We start from the raw sequence: 19,582 nt of genomic DNA, 5'->3' as shown, positions 1-19,582 counted from the left end.
CCCGCCGGCACTGGCGGTAGACCGGGTCCGGGTCGAACTCGCCCCGTTTGAAGCCGTAGGACAGCATGTCCGCGGCGAGGCCTTCGACCTCCGGATCAGCCAGCAGCTCGTCCAGCTTCGTGGCCGACCACTCGTAGTCAGTCGTATCCTCGTCGATGAGGTAGCAAGGGTGACGGCGGGCGCTCATGCCGGCACCTGCCCGTCCGTGAAGATCTCCGGCCGCATTTCCTGAGCGCGAGCCCACACCTCCGTGCAGACCTCGTGGCCCAGCACCTCGTAGGCCGCCGTCACGAAGGCCTTGCGCTTGCCGTCCGCGGGCGAGGTGGTGCCGGATGGCAATGGCGCCGCCTGTCGCTCGGCCCGGCGCAGCTCGCCAATCCGCTGCTGGATTCGGGGCCGACTGCGGCGCTTCCTTTTCAGGGCCAACTCTGCGCGGCGGCGCCAGTCCGGATCGTTCGGGCCGATGCCGCTGGTGAGCTGACGCTCGATGGCGTCGATGCCCTGGTCGACGTCGTCGAGGATCGCCTGCCCCTCGGCCGCGGTGACGACATCGTCGAGATGGATCTCTCGGCCGTCGCTAAGGACGATCGTGTTGATGCCACGCACGGGGCGGTCGCCGGCAGCGGCGCTCATGCCTGCTCTCCCGTCCAGGCTGGGGCGTTGGTCAGGGCTGCCTTGATGTCCACGAGGCCAAGCGCCTCGGCGTCTTCGGCCTCCGACTGTGGGCTTTCGCCCCGAATGGCACTGGCGAGCGCCCGGTAGGCCCAGTGGAAGACCGTGTCCTCACCTTCCTGAGCGGTGCCGTCTGTATGGCCGCGTCTGGCGATGCAGAGGTCGGTGAAGGTGACAAGCGCGGCCCGCCCGCCGGAGGTGACTGGCACGGTCGCGAGCGCTGCCTCCTCCGCTCTGGTCTGCTCGTTGATCAGTGGGGCCTCGGCCTCGAAGCCACCGGCCGCATCAAGACCAACCCTTTCGTACTCGGCATGCCAGGCACTGTAAGCCGCGTCGGCTGCGTGCATGGCCGCGATGGCAGCGTAGACAGGGTCCGGGCTCGCGGGAGGGCACGGCGCCGTGTGTAACGGGCTGCGGCCGATCAGATCGAAGATTTTCGCTCCGTCCTCGTCCAGGCCGACGCCCTCACGCTCTACCCACTCGTTCGCGTAGCGGGCCAGAGCAGCGCAGCCGGCAGCTGTCGTCGGCACGGTCTTGAGCAGCGCCTCGCGCCAGTGCTCCCACTGTGCGTCGCTGGCGTCATGCGTCGGCTCCCAAGACGGATCGTCGTCGGGCTTGCTGCCGGAGATGGAGAGAAGGCGGATGTGCTCAGCGGCGAGGGCACGGTCCTTCTCGATGGCAGCGAAGATCGGATCGACCACCGAAAGGTCCGGTGAGGCCGAAGCGGGCGCCGTCAGCATCGCGATCACCGCGGCATCGCAGCGCGCATCCATCTTGGATGCAGCATAGCCCTGGTAAGCGGGCATGCGGGTGCTATCAGAGCGAACACTCTGTTCCATAGCTCGATCCTTGGGTTCGGGGTGTATGGCCTCCGCTGGTGGTCCAGACCGGCGGGGGCCGCTTCATCTCGGGGCGGGATGCCCCGGGAAGATCGGAAAGAGGTTCAGTGCTGGCGGGCACGGCCTCCGGCGTTCGAGCCGAAGTCGAGCATTAGGCTGCCCTGTGCGATCCCCATCGCCACGGACAGGCGGGTCAGCCCAGCCGGAGTGACGTAGACCTGAACCTCGGTGCGGCCGTCGCCGGCCGGCACAGGGCACTCGTCCAGAAGTCCGGCGTTGAGCTTTTCCTGCATGCCGACGAGCCGACCGGTTCCACGCCGCCGGAAAAGCCAACGGTGCTCCAGCATCCACGCGATCAGATCCTTGGGCCGCATGCCCAGGGTCTTGGCGGCGTCGCTGAGGAGGATCAGGCCGGTCGTGTCGGCGATCCGGTCGAGCGCCTCGGCCTTCGGGGCGGCGGTCGCCAGCGCACCCTCAGCTTCGCGGGCGCGGCCCTCCAACGCGATCTCGCGCTCAGCATGGGCCAGCAGCAGGGCGCGGAGCGCGTGCGGATCACTGAGATCCAGCGCCGGTTGGGACGCGGCCTCAAGCGCACGCCGCTCGCACTCGATGTAGTAGCGTCGGATCCGCCGCCCCTCGGCGTTGTTCTCGACCATGGCGATCTCCTTCGCCATGCCGAGGGTGAGGTGATACGTGTCGACCAGCTGTGGCCGCGCTTTTGCGCTCCCCGAAACTGGGGAGCTCAAATTCCCGGTGACGACGTAGTCGACACCCTCGACGAAGCCGTACTGTGCGATCCGGCCCTTGATCCAGGTGGTGAAGTCGCGGCCGACCTTGAGCAGGCCGTGCAACTCGCGGGCGTCCGATGTCTGGACGAGCGTACCCGCTACGTGACGCTTTTTGATCGCGGGTAGACTTGCAACTTGGGCGGTGAGATGGCTCGACATAGCTCATGCCCGCCCTCGGAACCGATGATCTGATGGCCAGGGGATGACGCGGTATCGCAACGGACCGAGGATGACGAGGTGGTGTGCGAGCACGAGTAAGCCTCACCGTTGAAGCGGTGAGCCAATCAAGCACGGCTTGATTTTTTTATCAAGTGTCGTTTTCCAAGCCTGTCTTGCTTAGATGCAACGGCACACGTTGGACGCCACCCGGAGGAGCGCGGTAGCGACGGTGCTCAATGAGGGTGCCGAGGATTCGGCCAGCTTTTGGCGTCTTGATGGTAGTGACAGGATAGTCTTCATTTAGAGGAACAAGTTCTTGATACTTGCTCCCTCCTTCGTCGGTTCTAATTCTTAATTTTCGCAACATTACAGATTTGTTATGGACGATATATGCCAGGACATAGTCACCTGGTATCGGCGATATGCCGGTATCAAAGATAGCAATATCACCCCTCGAGAACATGGGAGACATACTATCAGTACATATCTCGGTCGCCAAATTGTAGCCTGCAGAGGCAAATCTCAATTCTAATGCTTCGTAACCGCCGGTTTTGCCAGTCTCTGCGCTCAATAGATCAATATAGTCAAACGGATCAACATCTAGCTTTGGAAACTTTAGAGCCCACCCTGCAATTTCTTCTCTACTGCATAGTACTGCATAGGTCGAATTCCTATTTTCGAATACGTGTTTTTGTACGGAGATGTCAGGATTTTCTGTGTTGGCTCCATACCCAAGCCAATTCCAGTCGACGGAAAGCTTTTCTGCGAGCGCAACAATATTCTTGTGATCCGCACCGGCCTGTCCGGTTTCCCACTGCGATACGGCCTGTGGACTTACGTGAATCCATTTCGCGAGTTCTCCTTGCGTCAGGCCTCTCTCCTTTCGCTTCTGGCGCAGCCGGGTGGGGAACGTATCGTCGCTCATGCGCTCCTTCATAAAGAGGTGCTTGAGAAAACCAACCAAGCAGCACTTGACTTATAGGAACAAGCGCTGCTTGATAAGCCATGGCACAACGCGATCCTGCGCTTCGCCGCGCGATAGAGACACAATCGGGGGTGACAGGCTTAGCCTTGGCGTTGCGCCTTACGGTCCAAGCTGTGTCTCAGTGGAAGCGGTGCCCATCTGGGCGCGTCCTCGATGTTGAGAGGCTAACGCGCGTCCCACGATATGAACTCCGCCCCGATCTCTATCCGCCACCGAAGCTTAGAAAGCGAGCCATTCGCGCAACTGAAGAAGCTCGCCTTTAATGCCCATCTTGCCACCTCAGGCCGCACGAACCGAACCGACTGGTCAGTTACGCTTAGTTGGTTGGACCTTCGGGTTTAGGCCCCCCAGCATCAAGCAAAGCCATACCGGCGATCGCATTGGCGAGCGCGGTGTAGGCGTTCGCGTTGCCGCGCAAATGGGCCACGGCGACTTGTCGTTGGAAGACACTACCGTCCGGTCTGTAGTCTTGGACGTATGCTGCGAGTGTTACTCTACCAATCCCAGGGACCAAGCCGAACACCGGAGCCTCATCAAAAGAGATGATTGGCGCAGTGGCGGACCCCTCCATTTGGATACCTTCGAGCTTGCCTTCTTTTGTGGCTGTCATCTTAAAATGCCCTCTCTCATTTGATACAGGGCGGTTATAGGGCGCCGATTTCGTTTGTCTTCGATCATTTCCCGGAGTTGGGCGTAATGTCGTCTCAGATTTTGACCTCACCCCTCCAGCCGCATCAGCGCCACGGCAAGCGCCCCAAGCAGGACTGCCGCCTCGCTGCCCCCAGCGACACGCCCCCGGTCATCCAACCGGTTCGCCAGTCTCTCGAGAACTGCGCACCGATCACCGAGCGGAATCGCTCCGACCAGATCGACCATCAGCACGGCCAGGGCCTCGGCCAGCCGCTGGGTCGGCAGCTCGGCCGGGGCGCAGGCCGGCACCGTCACCGCGAAGGCTGACACCATGCTGCTCTCCGAATGGATGCGCCGTGAGGGCCTGAGCGACGCCGATGTCGCCGCCGCCGTGGGTCTGTCCGAGTTCACGGTGCGCAAGCTCCGGTTCCGGGATCGGGGCACGTCACTGCGGGTTGCCGCACGGATCGAGGCCCTGTCCCGCGGTCAGGTCCGGGCGCACGATCTCCAGCCGCGCCAGGACAAGCACCACGCCGCCCCGGAGCCGGAGGCCCTGTCGTGAGACGATCACGCCTTCGGATCGATGCGCCACGCCCTCGTCTGCTCGGCCAGCACCGCGAACAGCCGGTGCAGGTCGCTCATCGCCTGCGGCACGATATCCAGCGTGGTCACCTCGCCGGCCACCACGGTGATGAAGGCCTCCGCGTGGCCCTCCGGGCCCGAGCAGGAGAACACCGTCTCGTAGATCGGGCAGCCCAGATCGCTGTCGAACTCCCGGTCCAGGGAGTCGAGCTGGATGTGCACCAGCTCCGTCTCGTCCGGTCCACCGGCCGGTTTGATGTCCCGTTTCATTCACGCTCGCCCTCGCTCTCTTCCTCACCGAGCTCCGGCCACCCGCTGCGCGCCCATCTGCCAGGATCACGCGCGCCTCGGGTTCGGGGCTCTCTCCGTCGTCGTCGGGGCCGTGCTCCTCAGCGGATCCACCACCACGATCAGCATCGTGGCGGAGGAGCGTTGGGAGATGTCCCAAAAGTCTTGGGAGGCGCGGGTGCCCGCCTTCATCCTTGAGGCGTCCGAAGGTCTGCGCGCGCTGGGTCGGGCTCCGGACCGCCACGATCCGGTCAAGGCGCAGATCGCGCGGGCGGCTCGGTATGCTGGTCTGCCGTACTGGCGCGCCTTCGACCTTTGGTACCGCAAGGCGCGCCGGGTCGAGGCCGCCGAGATCGAAGCCATACGGGCCGCGCGTGCAGTCAGGGCCCAGGAGAGAGCGGATGAGCTTGCAGGACTGGCCTCGGACTTCGAGGCGCTTGCGGAACGCGTGTCCCGTCTGGCTCCGCGATCCGGTGGGGCGGATGCTGATGCGCTTCGGGCGCTCGCTGGCCGCACTCGGCGTCTGGCTGAGGGAGAGTGATCCGTGAGCGTTTGGGATCGCGACGACCTCTGCGAAATCGAGCCCGGCGACGACCGGCTCGACGTTCCTCCGGTCCAGATGATCGACCGGCTGATCCGCTGGCATGAGAAGCGCGCCGCCAACGACGGCCGGCTGGCGCTGAGCTGCGAGGCTGAGGGCCTGACGATCGCGGCCGAGACCAACCGCCAGCGCGCGCTAGCCCACCGCCAGACCGCGACCTGCCTGCGGCTGCTGCGCCAGCGCTGTGGCGAGCCGGAGACGGCGCCGCAGAGCGCCTTCCGCGGTCACCTGAAGCCCAAGGCCCGGTCCCGCGCCGAGGTCCGCGCACCGCCCTGATCCGTAGCAGCCCGCGCCGCCCGACCGTCGCCCCTCACCCGAACTCTTTCACCGGCCGCGCCAGCGGTTTCCGGAACGGGAGCGTCATGTCCGAGACAAAGCCACGTCTCTGCGCCGACCGCAGCCTCTACGACGCCGCCGACGACGCCCTTCGCACCCTCCGCCAGGATCTGGTCCAGCGGGCACAGGCCTCCGGCGATTACCGGATGGTGGTCGATTTCGGTGACCGCCTGCTCCGCTACGGAAGCTCGACCATCGCCAAGGCCGCGAGCTTCCCCGAGGCCGCCGAGCGCACCTATCGGACCGCCGACGACCTCGTCACCGCTTCCATTCGGGGAGGCGCCCAATGAGCGTCGCCGCGGGAAAATGGGCCAAGCGCCAGCGTGTGCGTGCCACCTGTCGAGCTGTCCTAATCGCCCTGGCCGATCGTGCCGACAAGCGCGGGCAGTGCTGGCCGTCTCAGACCACGATCGCCGACGATACCGGCTACGCTGTCCGCACGATCCGTCTGGCGCTCGCCGAACTCTCCCACGCCGGCGTCATCGCCCGGCAGCCGCGCGGCAATCGCTTCGGGGGCCGAGCGGCCGACCTGATCACGCTGAACATGGGCCACGACTTCGACCTGCTGGCCGCGCCGGAGTTGGCTTCGGCTGAGCCCGAGTTTCCGGCAGATGATGCCGCTAAGGGCTCGGCAGGTTACCGGCAGATAAAGGACGGGTTAGCGGCAGATGAAGGACACCTTACCGGCAGATCCTGCCGGGGAAAGAACCTAACAGGAAACCAAAGGAACCTATTACCTAGCCGCGAGGAAGGGGTTCAGGAAAAGGTACTACGCGAGGCCCCCCCCACTGCAGGGCTCACCCCTGACCCGTTCGGCGACGACGCCTTCGGCCCCCCTCTGCCCTGCGGCCAGGACAGCGACGCCTGGGAAGAACTCGACGTTGCCGAGATTGAGGCGGGAGGCGCTCGATGAGCCGGGACCTTCGTCCGCATCAGGTCCGGATCATCGACCGGCTGCGGGAATCGCTGATCGCCGGACGGCGCCGTCCAATGCTCCAGGCCCCCACTGGCTTCGGCAAGACCGTGGTGGCCGGCGCGATCGTCCGGGGCGCACGGGCCAAGGGCAAGCGGGTCCTGTTCGTGGTCCCGGCCATCAGCCTGATCGACCAGACCGTGCGCTCGTTCTTCGCCGAGGGCATCCACGACGTCGGCGTGATCCAGGGCAGCCACCCGATGACGGACGCCAACCGTCCGGTTCAGGTCGCCTCGATCCAGACGCTCCAGCGCCGCGCCATCCCGCCGTTCGACATCGTGGTGATCGACGAGGCCCACCGCTGGTTCGAGATGCTGGGCACGTGGATGGCCGCGCCCGATTGGGCCGCGGTGCCCTTCGTCGGCCTCTCCGCCACGCCCTGGACCAAGGGTCTGGGCCGGCACTACGACGACCTGATTCAGGTCACCACCACGGCCGAGCTGATCGCGGCCGGCTACCTTGCCCCGTTCCGGGTCTACGCCCCCTCGCACCCCGACCTCGACGGCGTCCGCACCGTGGCCGGCGACTACCATGAGGGCGACCTCGGCGAGGCAATGAACCGCCCCGAGCTCGTCGCCGACGTGGTCCGGACCTGGCAGCAGCGCGGGGAGAACCGTCCGACCTTCGTGTTCGCGGTCGACCGGGCCCACGCCCGGCACCTGCAGGGCGAGTTCGAGCGGGCGGGCGTCGCCTGCGGCTACATCGACGCCTTCACCAAGTCGGACGACCGGGAGGCGCTGTTCCGCCGCTTCACGGCCGGCGAGCTGCGGGTGATCGCGAGCGTCGGCTGCCTCACCACCGGCGTCGACCTCGACGTGCGCTGCATCGTGCTGGCCCGGCCGACCAAATCCGAGATGCTGTTCGTCCAGATCATCGGGCGGGGCCTGCGTACGGCACCGGGCAAGGACGACTGCCTGATCCTCGACCACTCCGACACGCACCTGCGGCTCGGTTTCGTCACCGACATCCACCACGACGCCCTCGACGACGGCCGGGAGCGGCAGAAGCAGGACCGCAAGCGCCACCTCGAGGCCCTGCCGAAGGAGTGCCCGTCCTGCGCCTTCCTGAAGCCCGCCAAGAGCCCGAAGTGTCCCGCCTGCGGGTTCAAGCCCGAGAAGCAGTCCGAAATCGTGTGCGAGGACGGCGATCTCGTCGAAATGCGCCCGGTCCGCGCCAAGGCCCGCACCGACGAGAAGGCCGAGATCTACGGCCAGCTCAAGCTCTACGGCCGACGCCGCGGCTACTCCCCGGGCTGGGCATCGCACCAGTTTCGCGAGCTGACCGGCGTCTGGCCGAACCACTACCGCACGGCGCCGGAACGCGAGCCAAATCAGTTCATCCTCGGCTGGCTGAAGCACCGGCAGATCGCGTCCGCCAAGCGTAGAGGGGGCAGCCATGCACGCGCCTCTGCGTGATCGTGCCCGCGGCCGCTGGGCAAGTCTGCTATCCCAGATCGGGGTGGATGCCCGCTTCCTCACCGGCAGCAAAAACGGTCCCTGCCCGATGTGCGCGGGCAAGACCCGCTTCCGCTTCGACGACAAGGAGGGGCGTGGTACCTGGATCTGCAACAACTGCGGTGCCGGGGACGGACCGGCACTCGCAATGCGGGTGCTCGGCATCGAGTTCAAGGAGCTGGCCGAGCGGCTGGATCCGCTGATCGCCGACGCGCCAATTGCGCGTGCGCGGCCTGAGCGCTCCCCCGACGACAAGCGCGAAGCCCTGAACCGGCTCTGGCGTCGCGCTGGCGTGGTTCAGCCGAAAGATCCTGTGGCGCTCTACCTCCGCGCCCGGGTCGGCCTTGTCACCGTGCCGACCTGTCTCCGCTGCGTCGACAGCCTGATCTACCAAGACGACCAGCCGAGTCATCATCCGGCGATGATCGCCCTGGTGGCAGGCCCGGACGGCGCAGCCGCCACGCTCCACCGGACCTATCTCACCCGGGACGGGCGGAAGGCCGCCGTCGAAGTCCCGCGCCGTTTGATGCCGGGCACGGTCCCGGACGGCGCCGCTATCAGGCTGTTTCCGCCAGCCGAGATCATGGGCATCGCGGAAGGGATCGAGACCGCGCTCGCGGCCGCCGCCCTGTTCGGGCTGCCGGTCTGGGCCGCGGCCAACTCCACAATGCTCGCGAAGTGGCAGCCGCCCGAGCAGGCTCGCAAGATCGTCGTGTTCGGCGACACGGACCGGAAGTTCGGTGGACAGGCTTCCGCCTACGCGCTCGCCCACCGCCTCGCCGTCCATGACCGCAGTGTTCGGGTCGAATTGCCCCGCGAGGCTGGCACCGACTGGAACGACGTCTGGCTCCGGCAGCGGGCCGACAACGACGCCTTGGCCCTCGCGGTCACGGCCTGATGGATCAGCACCAGAGGATTCGAGCATGACTCGCCTGAACAAGCGTCAGCGCCTGAAGGTGCGCCGTCAGCGTCGGGCCGAGAGGCTGGCTGCTAAGGCGGCCGGGATCCCGCTGGCTGGATCGCCCACGCCCGGCCAGAAGACCTCGGCAGCCGAGCCCATCCGCGGCCGCGCCTCCGAGGTGATCGACACCTCCCTCCTCTGGCACATGGCCCGCACCGCCCCAAGGATGGGCGATCGCGCCCGTCGGGCCCTACGGGAGATCGAGGTGGCGACCTTCTTGCCCCGCGCCTCCGAGGTCGTCGTACGCCGCGGCCGCCGCGTCATCCGGCACACGCCGCTCATCATCCGCACGGTGTTCATCGGCGTGCGGGACGAGGCGCATCTGGCTGAGGTCCGGTCCCAGCCCGGCATCGCCGAGATCGTGTCGCATCCGGAAGCCGAAGCCGGGCTGGCAGGCAACGTCCAGCAGATCGTGCGGCGCCCGGCACGCCTGGATCCCGGGGATCTACAGCGCTTCATCGATGCCCTCGCAGCCGGCGAGATCGTTCAGCCCGTCGGCGTCAGGGTCGGATCCAGCGTCGTGGTGATGACGGGGCCATTCGCGAGCTTCCCAGCGACCGTCGAGGCAATCCTGCCTGGGGATCGGCTACGAGTGGCGGTTAGCATCTTCGGCCGCCCCTCGGCCGTGGAGCTCGGCATGGCGGATGTGCAAGCTGTATGAATGCTCCAGTGCGAGAAGGCCCACACAGATGGCGGGCCTTCTGCTTCGTCCGATGCTAGCCTCTGAAACTCAGGCCGTGACAAAGAAGCTCGCGTTGACCTGATCGGCGCGGATGCCGGCGAGGTCGATCGTGCCACCGCCCGAGAGCGTCAGCACGGCATTGCCGTTCCCGGCGCTGCTCAGCGTGTAGGTCTGACCACCTAATGCGAGCCGGTCGCCCTCCGTCTGGTTGAAGTCGAGAATCAGGTCCCGACCGCTGCCAGCCCCGAACACGAAGCGGTCCGCGCCCAGATCACCCGACAGCACGTCGTCCCCGAGCCCGCCGACGAGCACGTCGTCGCCCTGACCACCGTACAGGGTATCGGCTCCCAGATCGCCGAACAGCACGTCGGACCCGAGGTTGCCGTAGACCACGTCCGCATCCAGGCCGCCGTACACGGTGTCCCGGCCCTGCCCGCCGAACAGCGTGTCCGTTCCCTCGTTGCCGTAGAGCAGATCCTCGCCTTGGTTGCCGTGGATGATGTCGGCCCCCTGGTCGCCCAGCAGAACATCGTTGCCCTGGTCGCCGAACATCCGGTCGTCGCCCTGGCCACCAAAGGCCCGGTCGTCGCCCTGACCACCGAACAGGGTGTCGGCACCCTGGTTGCCGTAGATCAGGTCGGCATCGAGGTTGCCGTAGATCAGATCGCCGCCCTGACCGCCCAGCAGCGTGTCAGTGCCAGCTCCGCCGGCGAGCAGGTCGTTGCCCGCGCCGCCGATGAAGGTCTGGGCCGCGCTGTCGCCGTAGATGCGCAGCGGGTCCGGCGCGACGGTGAGCGCACCCACCGCGCTGAGGCCACCGGTGCTGCTTGTCGTCGCCGTACCGGCCGGCGCCCGCACCGTGATGGCACCGACGACGGCTGCAAAGTCGATGTCGCGCAGCTCGACCACGCTGCCGCCTGGGAGCTGGCTGGCATCGAGCACGATCGCCTGCTGCTGGCCGCTGTCTTGCGCCAGTGGCTGACCCTGGATCACCAGAGGCTGGGCCGGTGCCGTAGTGGCACCGGGGGCTACGCTCGGCACGATCGTGCGCACCGTCAGGTTGGTGCTGGCTGCCAGTGCACCGAGGAAGCCTGAGCCGCTGCCGGTCAGGGCGCCCTGGTCGGTCGACCCAGCCGTGGTGCGGCTCTTGATCGCCGCGATCAGGCCGTCGAGCCCGGAGGTCGCAGGACTGATGGCTTGCAGACCGTAGCCGGTCGGGATTTGCGCCATGAGTTGCGTGGTGCCCCCCGCGCCGGTGACGAGCGGGATGTCGGCGGCGGACGAGGCAGTGTCGCTGTTCGTGCGCTCCCCCGTCACCACCGGGACCGTGGTGACTGGCACGCTGCTGCCGTCCGGCAGGGTCTGCGTGGTCATGGTGACCGCCACGCCGTCTACCAGCGTCGGTCCGGGGTCGCTCGGTGGGGCAGGCGGGGCCTGGATGGTAAGGACGAAGGTGGGCGATGCAGCACTGACGTTGCCGGCGGCGTCAGTGGACTTAACGGTGAGGCTGTGGTTGCCCAGGGCCAGCGTACTCGACGTGATGCTGTAGGCCCCCTGGCCGTTGGCCGTAGCGGTACCGAGCACGGTGGTGCCGTCTGTGTCGTAAAGCCTGACGACTGCGCCGGCCTCGGTCGTACCCGTGAGGGTGGGTGTGGTGACAACGGTGATGCCATCGCCCGTTGCGCCGCTATCGGAGGCGAGCGCAAGAGCCGGTGCCGCACTGGGGGTGCTCGGTGCGGCGGTGTCGATGGTCAGCATGAGAGCCGGGGATGCGGCGCTGATGTTGCCGGCGGCATCGGTGGCCGTGACGGTGAGGGTGTGGTTGCCTTGAGCCAGGGTGCTCGATGTAATGCTGTAGGCCCCCTGACCGTTAGCCGTTGCGGTACCCAGCACGGTGGTGCCGTCCGTGTCGTAGAGCTTGACGGTTACGCCCGCTTCGGCCGTACCGCTAAGAATGGGCGTAGTAGTATTGGTGATGCCGTCGCCCGCCGTACCGCTGTCGGAAGCGAGCGCGAGGCCCGGTGCCGCGCCAGGCGTGGCCGGTGCGGCCGTATCAATGCTCAGCGTGAAGGCTAGTGACGCGGCGCTTGTGTTACCGGCAGCATCGGTAGCCTTGACGGTGAGACTGTGACTGCCCTGTGCCAAACTGCTCGATGTGATGCTGTAGGCCCCCTGGCCGTTAGCCGTTGCGGTACCCAGCACGGTGGTGCCGTCCGTGTCATAGAGGGTGACAGTGGCACCGGCTTCGGCCGTACCGGTGAGGGTCGGTGTCGTAACGTTGGTGATACCGTCACCCGCCGGGCCGCTGTCAGAAAGGGCGGTCAGAGTCGGTGCCGCGCCAGGCGCAGCTGGGACGGTATGGTCCAGGGTATAGGTCTGGCCAGCGGTGTATCCACCAGCAATGGCGGTGTTCGCAGCGTTCTGAATGCCAGTGCCGCTGCCGTTGAGATCGAGGCGCAGAGTTCCATCGCCAGCCAAGGCATTGACTGTGACGGTGTAGGTTGTCCCGCTTCCGGTTACGGAAGCGACTGTGCCGCTCGCCGTACCTGTTGAGCCAGTGAGATTGAAGTCACTGATATCGACACCGGTTACAGCTTCGCTGAAAGTGACGGTATAATCGACGTCCGTGGCTGCGGCGGCGACAGCGGCGGCGCCAACGCGGGATATTGAGCTCACGCTCGGGCTGCTCGGCCCGGAACCGGAAGATATCGAGGTAAAGTCAGCTGAGTCAAAATAGAAAGGGCCGCCATAATTATTTATGGCAAGGACGCGAAGTGTTGTTATATTATTGAAATTTAGCGACGTTGTGAGAGAGCTATAGCTGATATTCACGTCGGTCGGATTGAATGATACCGTTATGTTGTATCCTGAGATGACAGATCCAGCAGAGTCAAGGCCCTGGAAGAGCAGAGAATCGTTCTGAGTGCCGGAATTAATTCCGCTAATATCGCCTATACTAAAGGTTCCTCCCCCAGAGGCTGTTATGTCCACGCTGTAGTAAGTTGTATTGCTCCGATAGCTTGAGAAGTAGGTTCCAGAAATCTGACCTGTTGTATCATTCGTAGCAACGCTACCGCCATTCTGCACCGCGATGGCGGCATCTCCGGCAGGGCTGCTTGTGCTTACGGCGACATTTACGGCAACCATGATTTAGCTCTGCTTCCCCGTTTGGGGGGAGGAGAGGTTCAATCTGTAAACAATTAATTAATTTTTCGATAAGGTGATTAAGATGTGTTGCTGCCAAGCAACATGCAGCGCTGTGCAGTGTAGGGCTATTTGAGCGTGACGGTTATTAAAAGTCGGCATTTGGTTCGCATCTCGGAGTTTCCCCAGCCAGGGATGGCTTGGCAGCAACGTCGGGTCTCTGTAATTTCTGATGGGTCAGCCCGCCAGATCATGCAGCGTGACGACCAGCGCCTCCGCAGCACGACCTCCCGCAGTCGGGGGGCCGGACAACGCTGGGCTCAATGGTTGCGGCTAAGGGCGTCGGGGCTAAGGGCTTGCTCGGTCGCCTCACGACCTAGCCACACCGCATCCGTCCGACTCCCCTCGACGATTGGCAGTCCGAGTTCGGTGCCGCCTGCCCGCGAATAGGCGCCGCTCCCAAAATGGGCGATCACATAGGCGAGCGTGGCGGGAATGTCGCACGGCCCGTTCGAGAGGCGGCCATCTCTGCTCGCCGTGGCATTATCCCTGGCCGGATTTCAACCTAAGCGCTAAGCGAGGCACGCAGAAGTTTAGGTAGACGTACCATGGCTGGCGACAACGCGAACCCGACCCTCTTGGGGCTCTCCTTTTCCAAGGTGATCAACGTCTCGACTGGGAGCAGCTCTGGCAGCATCACCGCCAGCGTTCGTGACGAAGGGTCTGGCGTCGAGCGCGTGTCCCTGCAACTTGGCCGGCCCCTAGCCCAGTGGGCAGGTTTCAATCTTCAGTGGATCGGCGTGAATGCCGAAACGCAAAGCCCTCTCAATGAAGGAGTGATCACGGGCGGGTTCAGCGTCTACTCGTTCGCGGCGCCTGGGCGCTACGACATCGTGGGCGCCACGGTCTACGACAACGTCGGTAATCAGGCCTACTACTCCGCCTCACAAGTCGCGAGCATGGCGGGGCAGGCTTACATCCTCGTCACCGATAGCCTGACCAACCCGAGCATCGACGATCTGATTCAGGGAACGCCCGCGGACGAGTTGCTGACAGGGCTCGATGGCGCCGATACCCTGTTCGGATTCGACGGGAGCGATCAGCTTTTTGGCAACAAGGGCGATGACGTCCTGTTCGGCAACCAAGGCTCTGACAGCCTGTACGGTGGTCAAGGCATCGACTTCGCCTATGGCGGCCAGGGCGATGACGAGGTCTACGGAAATTTCGGAGACGATTTCCTATTCGGCAACGCCGGCAACGACACGCTTTACGGTGGACAGGGCAGCGACTTCATCTACGGCGGCCAGGGTGACGACGTGATCTACGGAGATCGCGGCAACGACATCCTACGGGGCGATCGCGGCGCGGATCTCTTCGTCTTCGGCATCGATGCCGGTCAGGATCTGATAGGCGATTTCAACGCGGCCGATGGCGACCGGATCGATCTGGGTGGCAGGCCGTATCAGGTCCTGACATCGATGTGGGGCGAGACGCAGATTGGCTATGCGGGCGGCACCATCACGCTCGCCAACATCGTTCCGTCGCAGGTGAGTGCGAGCTGGTTCATCTAAAGCCAGAAGCACTACACCGTTTCTGGTCAGGGGGGCTGGCCTACAACGCACGCCGCCCTCCGAGAGCAACAAAATACCGCGACTAGCATTGCACGGCAAAGGTGATTCAGGTAAATCTACGAATGTAGCCGCCTGCTCTCTCGTGATGGGATTGACGTGGGCCGTTTCGGGGGCGGACAGCACCGCCTCTCCACTTTGGAGGCTGGTCCCCGAGAGCGTCCCGCGAGACGGGACGATTGCACAAGATCTTCGAGGAGGGCGCCATGTCCGCCCTGACCTTCATCGGCGACGGCCTCCTCGGCCGCTTCGCCAACCAACTCGCGGTGCTCGGGGCCGAAGCATATGCCGAAGCTCCATGACCTTGTTCGAGCCCCGCGCGTTGCGTGTGTGGAAGCAGCGAGGGTCGCCAGAGACGGATCGACCCATGCGGACACACAGGATGGGCTATGGCTGAGGTGATTCACGCCGGCTTTGGAGCAAGGCCCAATCCAAGCGATCCTCCGCTCCAAGTCTTCGGCCAAGCCGCAGGCCTGGAGGTTGCCCTGCGTCGGATCGAGGCCCCCTACGGTGATGAGCTTCAGGTCACCGTCGACGCCGAGGCACTATCCGTCCCGCGTGTGGTGGCCGTCGTTCTGGCGAATGCGGCTGGGGAGGACGAGGCGGATCGCATCGGCAAGGCCGTGCTGAAAGCCCTTCAGTACGCAGAGAGCCTGACGACCAGCACACCGGGAATGTGAGGCGGCCCGGGACTGCCCCGCGCCGATAGCCGCGCGTGTACCGAGAGGCAAAGAGGCAGCGGTCGAGGTTTCCCATGTCAGCCCTGACTTTCACCGGCGATGGCCTCATCCAGCGCTTCGCCAATCAGCTCGGGGTGCTCGGCGCCAACGCGCCGATCGCCCTGTCCCGCGCTCTCAACCACACGGGCGTGAAGGCGAAGACCCAGGTCATCCGCAACCTGACGAAGCAGACCGGCCTCAAGCGTTCGGTGATCGTGAAGGCCGTGAAGGTGAACCGGGCGACGGCAGCGGCCGAGCAGTTCGGGTACGGCGGGCGCCTCACCTACACGCTGAGCACCAAGGGCGGAGACATCAGCCTCAAGTTCTTCGACCCGAAGGAGGTGAAGGGCGGGGTCTCGGCCAAGCCCCGGGGGCGCCGCCAGATGTTCGCCGGTACCTTCACTCATGGCGGTCGCTTCCCGAACCGCGTCGGCCCCGTGATGGGCGGCCACGTCTTCAAGAACATCGACCCGAACCACGCGTGGCGGGGCAAGGCCGAGCTGCAGAACTCCGGCGTCTACATCCCGGACGAGATGCTGCAGGGCGCCACCGAGGCAGCGTTCATGCAGGTCATGGGGGCCGAGCTTGAGGCCCGTGTCGCCCACGAGATCGGACACCTGATGGGGATGCCGGGGCTCTGACGATGAACGGACCGCACGACGGGCGCACAGTCCTGCTGACCGAGATCTCGCGGCAGACCTACGAAGAGCAGGGCCTGCAGGCGCTCGGCAGCGATTGTGGGCTCTTCCTCGCAGTCGAGGACGTAGCTGCCACCACCCTCGACGTGCTCGCCAAGGTCCCCGCACACGGCGCCGATCGGCTGTGCGCCCTGATCGGCATCCAGACCGCAGGCGAGAGCTGCTGAGGCCAACGCCTCACCAAGCAATTCCCCGCAGCCACGGGGATGAGCGCGATGGAGTTCACCGAGCTTCATCGACCCCGGAGGAGCGCAAGCTCCCCCTGTGTTCGCGCCGGGCGTGGCTGTCCGGGCGTCGATGAGGACGATCCATGCAGCAGCTTGCAATCGACGACGAGATCCAGGGCGTGATCGTCACGCCTAAGGTGCTTGAGTTCGTGAGAGGCATTCAGAGCTCAAAGCTGGAGCTGACGAGCTACGAAGAAAACGGAAGCGACGCAGCAGACGAGCTGATAATGCGGCTTCGTGATGCGGAATGGGAAGAAACCTACTTTCGGGTCGGGCTTACTGAGTTGCTTGATAGCTTTCTCAAGAGCAACGACGACCGTGATCAAGACATAACCCCGTACGATGCCGAGTACGAGGCGAAGCGCCCAGGCAGCCACGCTGCGGACCTCGGGCACTGGAAGGCCTACTTGCTGGGCCGGAGGCTCAGGGAGGCCATCTCCGCTTGGAGAGAGAACGAGGCGAAGCTTACCTACGACGAGGCTGTCGCGCTCCTATCGTCATCTGACGGGATGCCAAGGCTGTGATCGCCAACGCGACAGACCGCAAGCACAGCTTGGCTGCCGCCTGCGCCGCTTACGGCATCTCGGTCTTGGCCGTGCGGAACTGGATCGCGCGAGGTCATCTCCCTGAGCTGAGCGGCGCAGGTACGGGCAACCATCTTCGGCTCACCGACAGAGAGGTGGCCATGCTCGTCGTGATCGCCGATCTCGTCCCAGACTACAGCCTTTCCGCAGCCTGCAGTCACGCCCGTAGGCTGGTCGCAGTCGAGCCTGATGACCTCGGGCTGAACATGATCCAGGTCGGGCAGGCAGGCTCCCTCGGTGTCAACGTCGCCCACCTGATGGATGAGCGGCGATCGAAGGCGATGGCCCGCGCGGCCTGAGGGGCACGGGTCCTCCGACGGCACCCCGCCCCCTTGCGGGCAGAGATGCTCCCGATTTTTGGCTCTCAGCAGCCCTGATTTTTGAGGTTCGCATTGGGTGTGAGCCGGCGCGAGTGCGCCAAGATCATCGGCGTCACCGAGGCCGCCATCCGGAAGGCGATCAAGACGGGCCGCGTCTCCGTGGAGGCCGACGGCACGCTGGATCCTGAGGCAGTTCGGGCGGCCTGGGTTCGATCGACAGACCCGGCGCGTACCGGGGTGCGCACCGGTTCGCAGGGTACGCAGACCCCATCCGAAGAGCCGGCGCCCACGGTCCTGGCCCAGGCGACGGTCGAGGCGCAACTGGCGACCACCCGGGTCCGCGCGATCCTGCGGGCCGAGGGCGTGGTGATCGCCGACGGCGAGGAGCTGACCTTCAACCACGCCAGGACGGCCGAGAAGATCGTCCAGACCTGGCAGCGGGATCAGGCCCACGCGAAGGAGGCCGAGCGCTTGATCGATGCCGAGGCCGCGGGCCGGCGCTGGGCCGACGAGACCGCGAAGCTGCGGGCCCGGCTCCTCGCGATCCCGGGCGACATCGCCCTGGAGCTGAGCCACCTCTCGAAGCACGACCTATCGGTGATCGACCGGGTCGTGCGGGATGTCATGACGGCCGGTGCCGGTGACGACGCTCCTTGACCGCACCGTCGCGGAGGCGTTGGCGAAGCTCCGGCCGCCGCCGCGCCTGCCTCTGTCGCAGTGGATCGAGCGCTACATGCGGCTGCCCGAGGGGCTGGCCGCCAAGCCCGGCCCGGTCCGCCTCTGGCCGTTCCAGCGCGAGATCGCGGATGCGATCACGGATCCGACCATCGAGCGGGTCACCGTCAAGAAGTGCGTGCGCGTCGGCTACACGACGCTGCTGACCGGGGCGACGGCGAGTTACGTTGCTAACGAGCCGGCGCCGATCCTGACCCTCCTCCCCACGGAGGACGACTGCCGGAACTACATCGTCTCGGACCTGGAGCCGATCTTCGACGCCACGCCGAGCGTCACCGGCATCCTCGCCACCGCGGCCGACGAGACCGGCCGCAACACCATCCGCCACCGCCGCTTCCCCGGCGGCTCTCTCAAGATCGTCGCCGCCCGCTCGCCGCGAAACCTCCGCGCCCATACCGTCCGGATCCTCCTCATCGACGAGGAGGACGGCATGGAGGTCACCAACGAGGGCGACGCGCTCGACCTCGCCATCAAGCGCACCCTCTCGTTCCCGAACCGCAAAATCATCCGCGGTTCGACGCCGACCGACGCCGACACCTCGACGATCTGCCGGGAGTACGAGGCCAGCGACCGGCGCATCTACGAGATCCGCTGCGTCGAGTGCGAGCAGTTCGCCGAGCCGAAGTGGGAGCACATCGAGTGGGAGAAGGAGCGCGACGCGCAGGGCGTCGTGACGGCCCACCGGACGAAGACCGCTTCCTGGGCCTGCCCGCATTGCGGCGTGCTGATCCCGGAGCGGTTCAAAGCCGAGATGGTCGCGAACGGGCGCTGGCGCGCCACGCGGCCGGAGGTCGAGGGCCACGCTGGCTTCGCGCTCTCGGCGCTGATCTCGCCCCACGTCAACGCGTCCTGGTCCGCTCTCGCGGCCGAGTACGTCGAAATCCACAACGACCCGGACCGCCTCCGGACCTTCCGCAACACGCTGCTCGGCGAGGGCTGGTCCGAGAGCGTCGACATGACGACCGCCGACGTGCTGGCCGCCAGGGCCGAGCCGATCGGCCTGAACGTGAAGATGCCGGACGGCGAGATGTTGGCGCTGCCCGAGGCCGTGCTGCTCCTCACCTGCGGTGTGGACGTGCAGCCCGATCGCCTGGAGGCGGTGATCTACGGCTGGGACCGTGAGGGCCGGGCCTACGCGCTCGGCCACTTCGTGATCTGGGGCAACACGCTGGAGGGCCACGTCTGGCGCGAGCTCGACGAGCTGCTGCTGCAGCGCTGGAAGCACCCGCTCGGCGGCGGCCTCGGCATTGAGGCGACCTGTGTGGACTCCGGCGACGGCGGCACGGTCGAGGCGGTCTACGCCTTCTGCTGGCCGCGGCTCCACCGGAACGTGCTGGCCATCAAAGGCGTCTGGGGTCGGCGCCCGGTGATCGAGGCGTCGAAGGGCAAGGTCTCGGGCGGCGCGATCGGCGGGCAGGGCCGGCTCTGGATCGTCGGCATCGACGAGGTGAAGCAGATCCTCTTCACGAAGCTCGCCCGCTACCCGGATCAGGTCCGGTTCTCGTCGAGCCTGTCGCTGTCTTGGTTCGATCAGCTGTGCGCCGAGCGGCGTGTCGTGCGGCGCGTCGGCGCACAGC

General features: G+C 65.6%; 25 protein-coding genes. 17 read left to right on the top strand and 8 right to left on the bottom strand.

Annotated elements, in window-relative coordinates:
- From AX737_RS22005 to AX737_RS32395, 5 genes are all read right to left on the bottom strand, one after another.
- Window positions 1-187, bottom strand: a 187-nt coding sequence (locus AX737_RS22005; protein WP_156453887.1) for a hypothetical protein, incomplete at its 3' end; no start/stop codon positions are given.
- Entirely contained in the window at window positions 184-633 is a 450-nt protein-coding gene (locus AX737_RS22000; RefSeq protein WP_066924933.1) for a hypothetical protein, read from the bottom strand. The genes AX737_RS22000 and AX737_RS22005, both read right to left, overlap by 4 nt.
- Window positions 630-1,478 carry a hypothetical protein gene (locus tag AX737_RS21995; RefSeq protein WP_156453886.1) on the bottom strand — a complete coding sequence of 283 codons (849 nt, stop codon included), beginning with the start codon at window positions 1,476-1,478 and terminating at the stop codon, window positions 630-632. Before AX737_RS21995 ends, AX737_RS22000 begins: the two co-directional genes overlap by 4 nt.
- A 137-nt stretch (window positions 1,479-1,615) precedes the next feature.
- Window positions 1,616-2,458: a phage antirepressor KilAC domain-containing protein gene (locus AX737_RS21990; RefSeq protein WP_082773226.1), complete on the bottom strand. Its 843-nt coding sequence runs from the start codon at window positions 2,456-2,458 to the stop codon at window positions 1,616-1,618.
- 148 nt (window positions 2,459-2,606) lie between these two features.
- Complete coding sequence (locus tag AX737_RS32395; protein ID WP_197430683.1) at window positions 2,607-3,383, bottom strand: helix-turn-helix domain-containing protein; 777 nt, start codon at window positions 3,381-3,383, stop codon at window positions 2,607-2,609.
- 80 nt (window positions 3,384-3,463) lie between these two features.
- On the opposite strand from AX737_RS32395, the gene AX737_RS32390 reads away from it, so the two are divergent.
- Complete coding sequence (locus tag AX737_RS32390; protein WP_082773224.1) at window positions 3,464-3,706, top strand: YdaS family helix-turn-helix protein; 243 nt, start codon at window positions 3,464-3,466, stop codon at window positions 3,704-3,706.
- A gap of 454 nt (window positions 3,707-4,160) precedes the next feature.
- Here the strand turns inward: AX737_RS32390 and AX737_RS21985 are convergent, their stop codons facing one another.
- Entirely contained in the window at window positions 4,161-4,406 is a 246-nt protein-coding gene (locus tag AX737_RS21985) for a hypothetical protein (RefSeq protein WP_066924927.1), read from the bottom strand.
- Here AX737_RS21985 and AX737_RS21980 point away from each other — a divergent pair.
- Window positions 4,405-4,635, top strand: coding sequence for a hypothetical protein (locus AX737_RS21980; RefSeq protein ID WP_066924925.1), 231 nt, complete (start codon window positions 4,405-4,407; stop codon window positions 4,633-4,635). The two genes, AX737_RS21985 and AX737_RS21980, sit on opposite strands and share 2 nt — an antisense overlap.
- A gap of 5 nt (window positions 4,636-4,640) precedes the next feature.
- Here the strand turns inward: AX737_RS21980 and AX737_RS21975 are convergent, their stop codons facing one another.
- A complete protein-coding gene (locus AX737_RS21975; RefSeq protein ID WP_066924922.1) occupies window positions 4,641-4,925 on the bottom strand; it encodes a hypothetical protein in 285 nt (94 codons plus the stop codon).
- A gap of 196 nt (window positions 4,926-5,121) precedes the next feature.
- On the opposite strand from AX737_RS21975, the gene AX737_RS21970 reads away from it, so the two are divergent.
- The 7 genes from AX737_RS21970 (at window position 5,122) to AX737_RS34735 (ending at window position 9,929) form a co-directional block, all read left to right on the top strand.
- A complete protein-coding gene (locus tag AX737_RS21970; protein WP_156453885.1) occupies window positions 5,122-5,484 on the top strand; it encodes a hypothetical protein in 363 nt (120 codons plus the stop codon).
- Window positions 5,485-5,487: 3 nt separating this feature from the next.
- Window positions 5,488-5,820 (top strand): hypothetical protein, encoded by a 333-nt coding sequence (locus AX737_RS21965; protein ID WP_066924916.1) that lies wholly within the window; start codon window positions 5,488-5,490, stop codon window positions 5,818-5,820.
- Window positions 5,821-5,906: 86 nt separating this feature from the next.
- On the top strand, window positions 5,907-6,170 hold the full coding sequence (locus AX737_RS21960) for a hypothetical protein (protein WP_066924914.1): 264 nt from the start codon (window positions 5,907-5,909) through the stop codon (window positions 6,168-6,170).
- Window positions 6,167-6,793 (top strand): helix-turn-helix domain-containing protein, encoded by a 627-nt coding sequence (locus AX737_RS32385; protein WP_082773223.1) that lies wholly within the window; start codon window positions 6,167-6,169, stop codon window positions 6,791-6,793. The genes AX737_RS21960 and AX737_RS32385 overlap by 4 nt, the downstream gene beginning before the upstream one ends.
- Window positions 6,790-8,268, top strand: coding sequence for a DEAD/DEAH box helicase (locus AX737_RS21955; RefSeq protein WP_066924912.1), 1,479 nt, complete (start codon window positions 6,790-6,792; stop codon window positions 8,266-8,268). Before AX737_RS32385 ends, AX737_RS21955 begins: the two co-directional genes overlap by 4 nt.
- Window positions 8,249-9,205 (top strand): toprim domain-containing protein, encoded by a 957-nt coding sequence (locus AX737_RS21950; protein ID WP_066924910.1) that lies wholly within the window; start codon window positions 8,249-8,251, stop codon window positions 9,203-9,205. The genes AX737_RS21955 and AX737_RS21950 overlap by 20 nt, the downstream gene beginning before the upstream one ends.
- Before the next feature lie 268 nt (window positions 9,206-9,473).
- Window positions 9,474-9,929, top strand: coding sequence for a hypothetical protein (locus AX737_RS34735; RefSeq protein ID WP_238229936.1), 456 nt, complete (start codon window positions 9,474-9,476; stop codon window positions 9,927-9,929).
- A 69-nt stretch (window positions 9,930-9,998) separates the two neighbouring features.
- Here AX737_RS34735 and AX737_RS32380 read toward each other — a convergent pair whose 3' ends face one another.
- Window positions 9,999-12,626: an Ig-like domain-containing protein gene (locus tag AX737_RS32380; RefSeq protein ID WP_197430681.1), complete on the bottom strand. Its 2,628-nt coding sequence runs from the start codon at window positions 12,624-12,626 to the stop codon at window positions 9,999-10,001.
- 1,076 nt (window positions 12,627-13,702) lie between these two features.
- Between AX737_RS32380 and AX737_RS34730 the strand changes: the two genes are divergently transcribed.
- The 8 genes from AX737_RS34730 to AX737_RS21900 all read left to right on the top strand — a co-directional run.
- Window positions 13,703-14,665, top strand: a complete 963-nt coding sequence (locus AX737_RS34730) for a calcium-binding protein (protein WP_197430680.1) — start codon at window positions 13,703-13,705, stop codon at window positions 14,663-14,665.
- Between the two features lie 446 nt (window positions 14,666-15,111).
- Window positions 15,112-15,402: a hypothetical protein gene (locus AX737_RS21930; RefSeq protein WP_066924902.1), complete on the top strand. Its 291-nt coding sequence runs from the start codon at window positions 15,112-15,114 to the stop codon at window positions 15,400-15,402.
- Window positions 15,403-15,476: 74 nt separating this feature from the next.
- Window positions 15,477-16,082 carry a hypothetical protein gene (locus tag AX737_RS21925; RefSeq protein ID WP_066924900.1) on the top strand — a complete coding sequence of 202 codons (606 nt, stop codon included), beginning with the start codon at window positions 15,477-15,479 and terminating at the stop codon, window positions 16,080-16,082.
- Between the two features lie 2 nt (window positions 16,083-16,084).
- Complete coding sequence (locus AX737_RS21920; protein ID WP_066924898.1) at window positions 16,085-16,306, top strand: hypothetical protein; 222 nt, start codon at window positions 16,085-16,087, stop codon at window positions 16,304-16,306.
- Between the two features lie 143 nt (window positions 16,307-16,449).
- The gene (locus AX737_RS21915) at window positions 16,450-16,890 is read left to right on the top strand and encodes a hypothetical protein (protein ID WP_066924896.1); all 441 of its coding nucleotides are present in this window, start codon (window positions 16,450-16,452) and stop codon (window positions 16,888-16,890) included.
- Window positions 16,887-17,249: a hypothetical protein gene (locus AX737_RS21910; protein ID WP_066924894.1), complete on the top strand. Its 363-nt coding sequence runs from the start codon at window positions 16,887-16,889 to the stop codon at window positions 17,247-17,249. Before AX737_RS21915 ends, AX737_RS21910 begins: the two co-directional genes overlap by 4 nt.
- A 99-nt stretch (window positions 17,250-17,348) precedes the next feature.
- On the top strand, window positions 17,349-17,927 hold the full coding sequence (locus AX737_RS21905; RefSeq protein WP_066924892.1) for a hypothetical protein: 579 nt from the start codon (window positions 17,349-17,351) through the stop codon (window positions 17,925-17,927).
- On the top strand, window positions 17,911-19,582 hold a 1,672-nt coding region (locus tag AX737_RS21900), incomplete at its 3' end, for a terminase gpA endonuclease subunit (protein WP_156453883.1). The genes AX737_RS21905 and AX737_RS21900, both read left to right, overlap by 17 nt.

The sequence above is a fragment of the Methylobacterium sp. CCH5-D2 genome, assembly GCF_001556475.1.
GTDB lineage: Bacteria > Pseudomonadota > Alphaproteobacteria > Rhizobiales > Beijerinckiaceae > Methylobacterium > Methylobacterium hispanicum.
Note: the sequence above shows the minus strand (reverse complement) of the source record. Positions and strands in the feature narration are given on the sequence as shown.

Bases quoted from the DNA above. Each gene is read 5' to 3' on its own strand.
- AX737_RS22000 (WP_066924933.1), bottom strand. From the start codon at position 633: ATGAGCGCCGCTGCCGGCGACCGCCCCGTGCGTGGCATCAACACGATC.
- AX737_RS21995 (WP_156453886.1), bottom strand. From the start codon at position 1,478: ATGCCCGCTTACCAGGGCTATGCTGCATCCAAGATGGATGCGCGCTGC.
- AX737_RS21990 (WP_082773226.1), bottom strand. From the start codon at position 2,458: ATGTCGAGCCATCTCACCGCCCAAGTTGCAAGTCTACCCGCGATCAAA.
- AX737_RS32395 (WP_197430683.1), bottom strand. From the start codon at position 3,383: ATGAGCGACGATACGTTCCCCACCCGGCTGCGCCAGAAGCGAAAGGAG.
- AX737_RS32390 (WP_082773224.1), top strand. From the start codon at position 3,464: ATGGCACAACGCGATCCTGCGCTTCGCCGCGCGATAGAGACACAATCG.
- AX737_RS21980 (WP_066924925.1), top strand. From the start codon at position 4,405: ATGCTGCTCTCCGAATGGATGCGCCGTGAGGGCCTGAGCGACGCCGAT.
- AX737_RS21985 (WP_066924927.1), bottom strand. From the start codon at position 4,406: ATGGTGTCAGCCTTCGCGGTGACGGTGCCGGCCTGCGCCCCGGCCGAG.
- AX737_RS21975 (WP_066924922.1), bottom strand. From the start codon at position 4,925: ATGAAACGGGACATCAAACCGGCCGGTGGACCGGACGAGACGGAGCTG.
- AX737_RS21960 (WP_066924914.1), top strand. From the start codon at position 5,907: ATGTCCGAGACAAAGCCACGTCTCTGCGCCGACCGCAGCCTCTACGAC.
- AX737_RS32385 (WP_082773223.1), top strand. From the start codon at position 6,167: ATGAGCGTCGCCGCGGGAAAATGGGCCAAGCGCCAGCGTGTGCGTGCC.
- AX737_RS21955 (WP_066924912.1), top strand. From the start codon at position 6,790: ATGAGCCGGGACCTTCGTCCGCATCAGGTCCGGATCATCGACCGGCTG.
- AX737_RS21950 (WP_066924910.1), top strand. From the start codon at position 8,249: ATGCACGCGCCTCTGCGTGATCGTGCCCGCGGCCGCTGGGCAAGTCTG.
- AX737_RS34730 (WP_197430680.1), top strand. From the start codon at position 13,703: ATGGCTGGCGACAACGCGAACCCGACCCTCTTGGGGCTCTCCTTTTCC.
- AX737_RS21930 (WP_066924902.1), top strand. From the start codon at position 15,112: ATGGCTGAGGTGATTCACGCCGGCTTTGGAGCAAGGCCCAATCCAAGC.
- AX737_RS21925 (WP_066924900.1), top strand. From the start codon at position 15,477: ATGTCAGCCCTGACTTTCACCGGCGATGGCCTCATCCAGCGCTTCGCC.
- AX737_RS21920 (WP_066924898.1), top strand. From the start codon at position 16,085: ATGAACGGACCGCACGACGGGCGCACAGTCCTGCTGACCGAGATCTCG.
- AX737_RS21915 (WP_066924896.1), top strand. From the start codon at position 16,450: ATGCAGCAGCTTGCAATCGACGACGAGATCCAGGGCGTGATCGTCACG.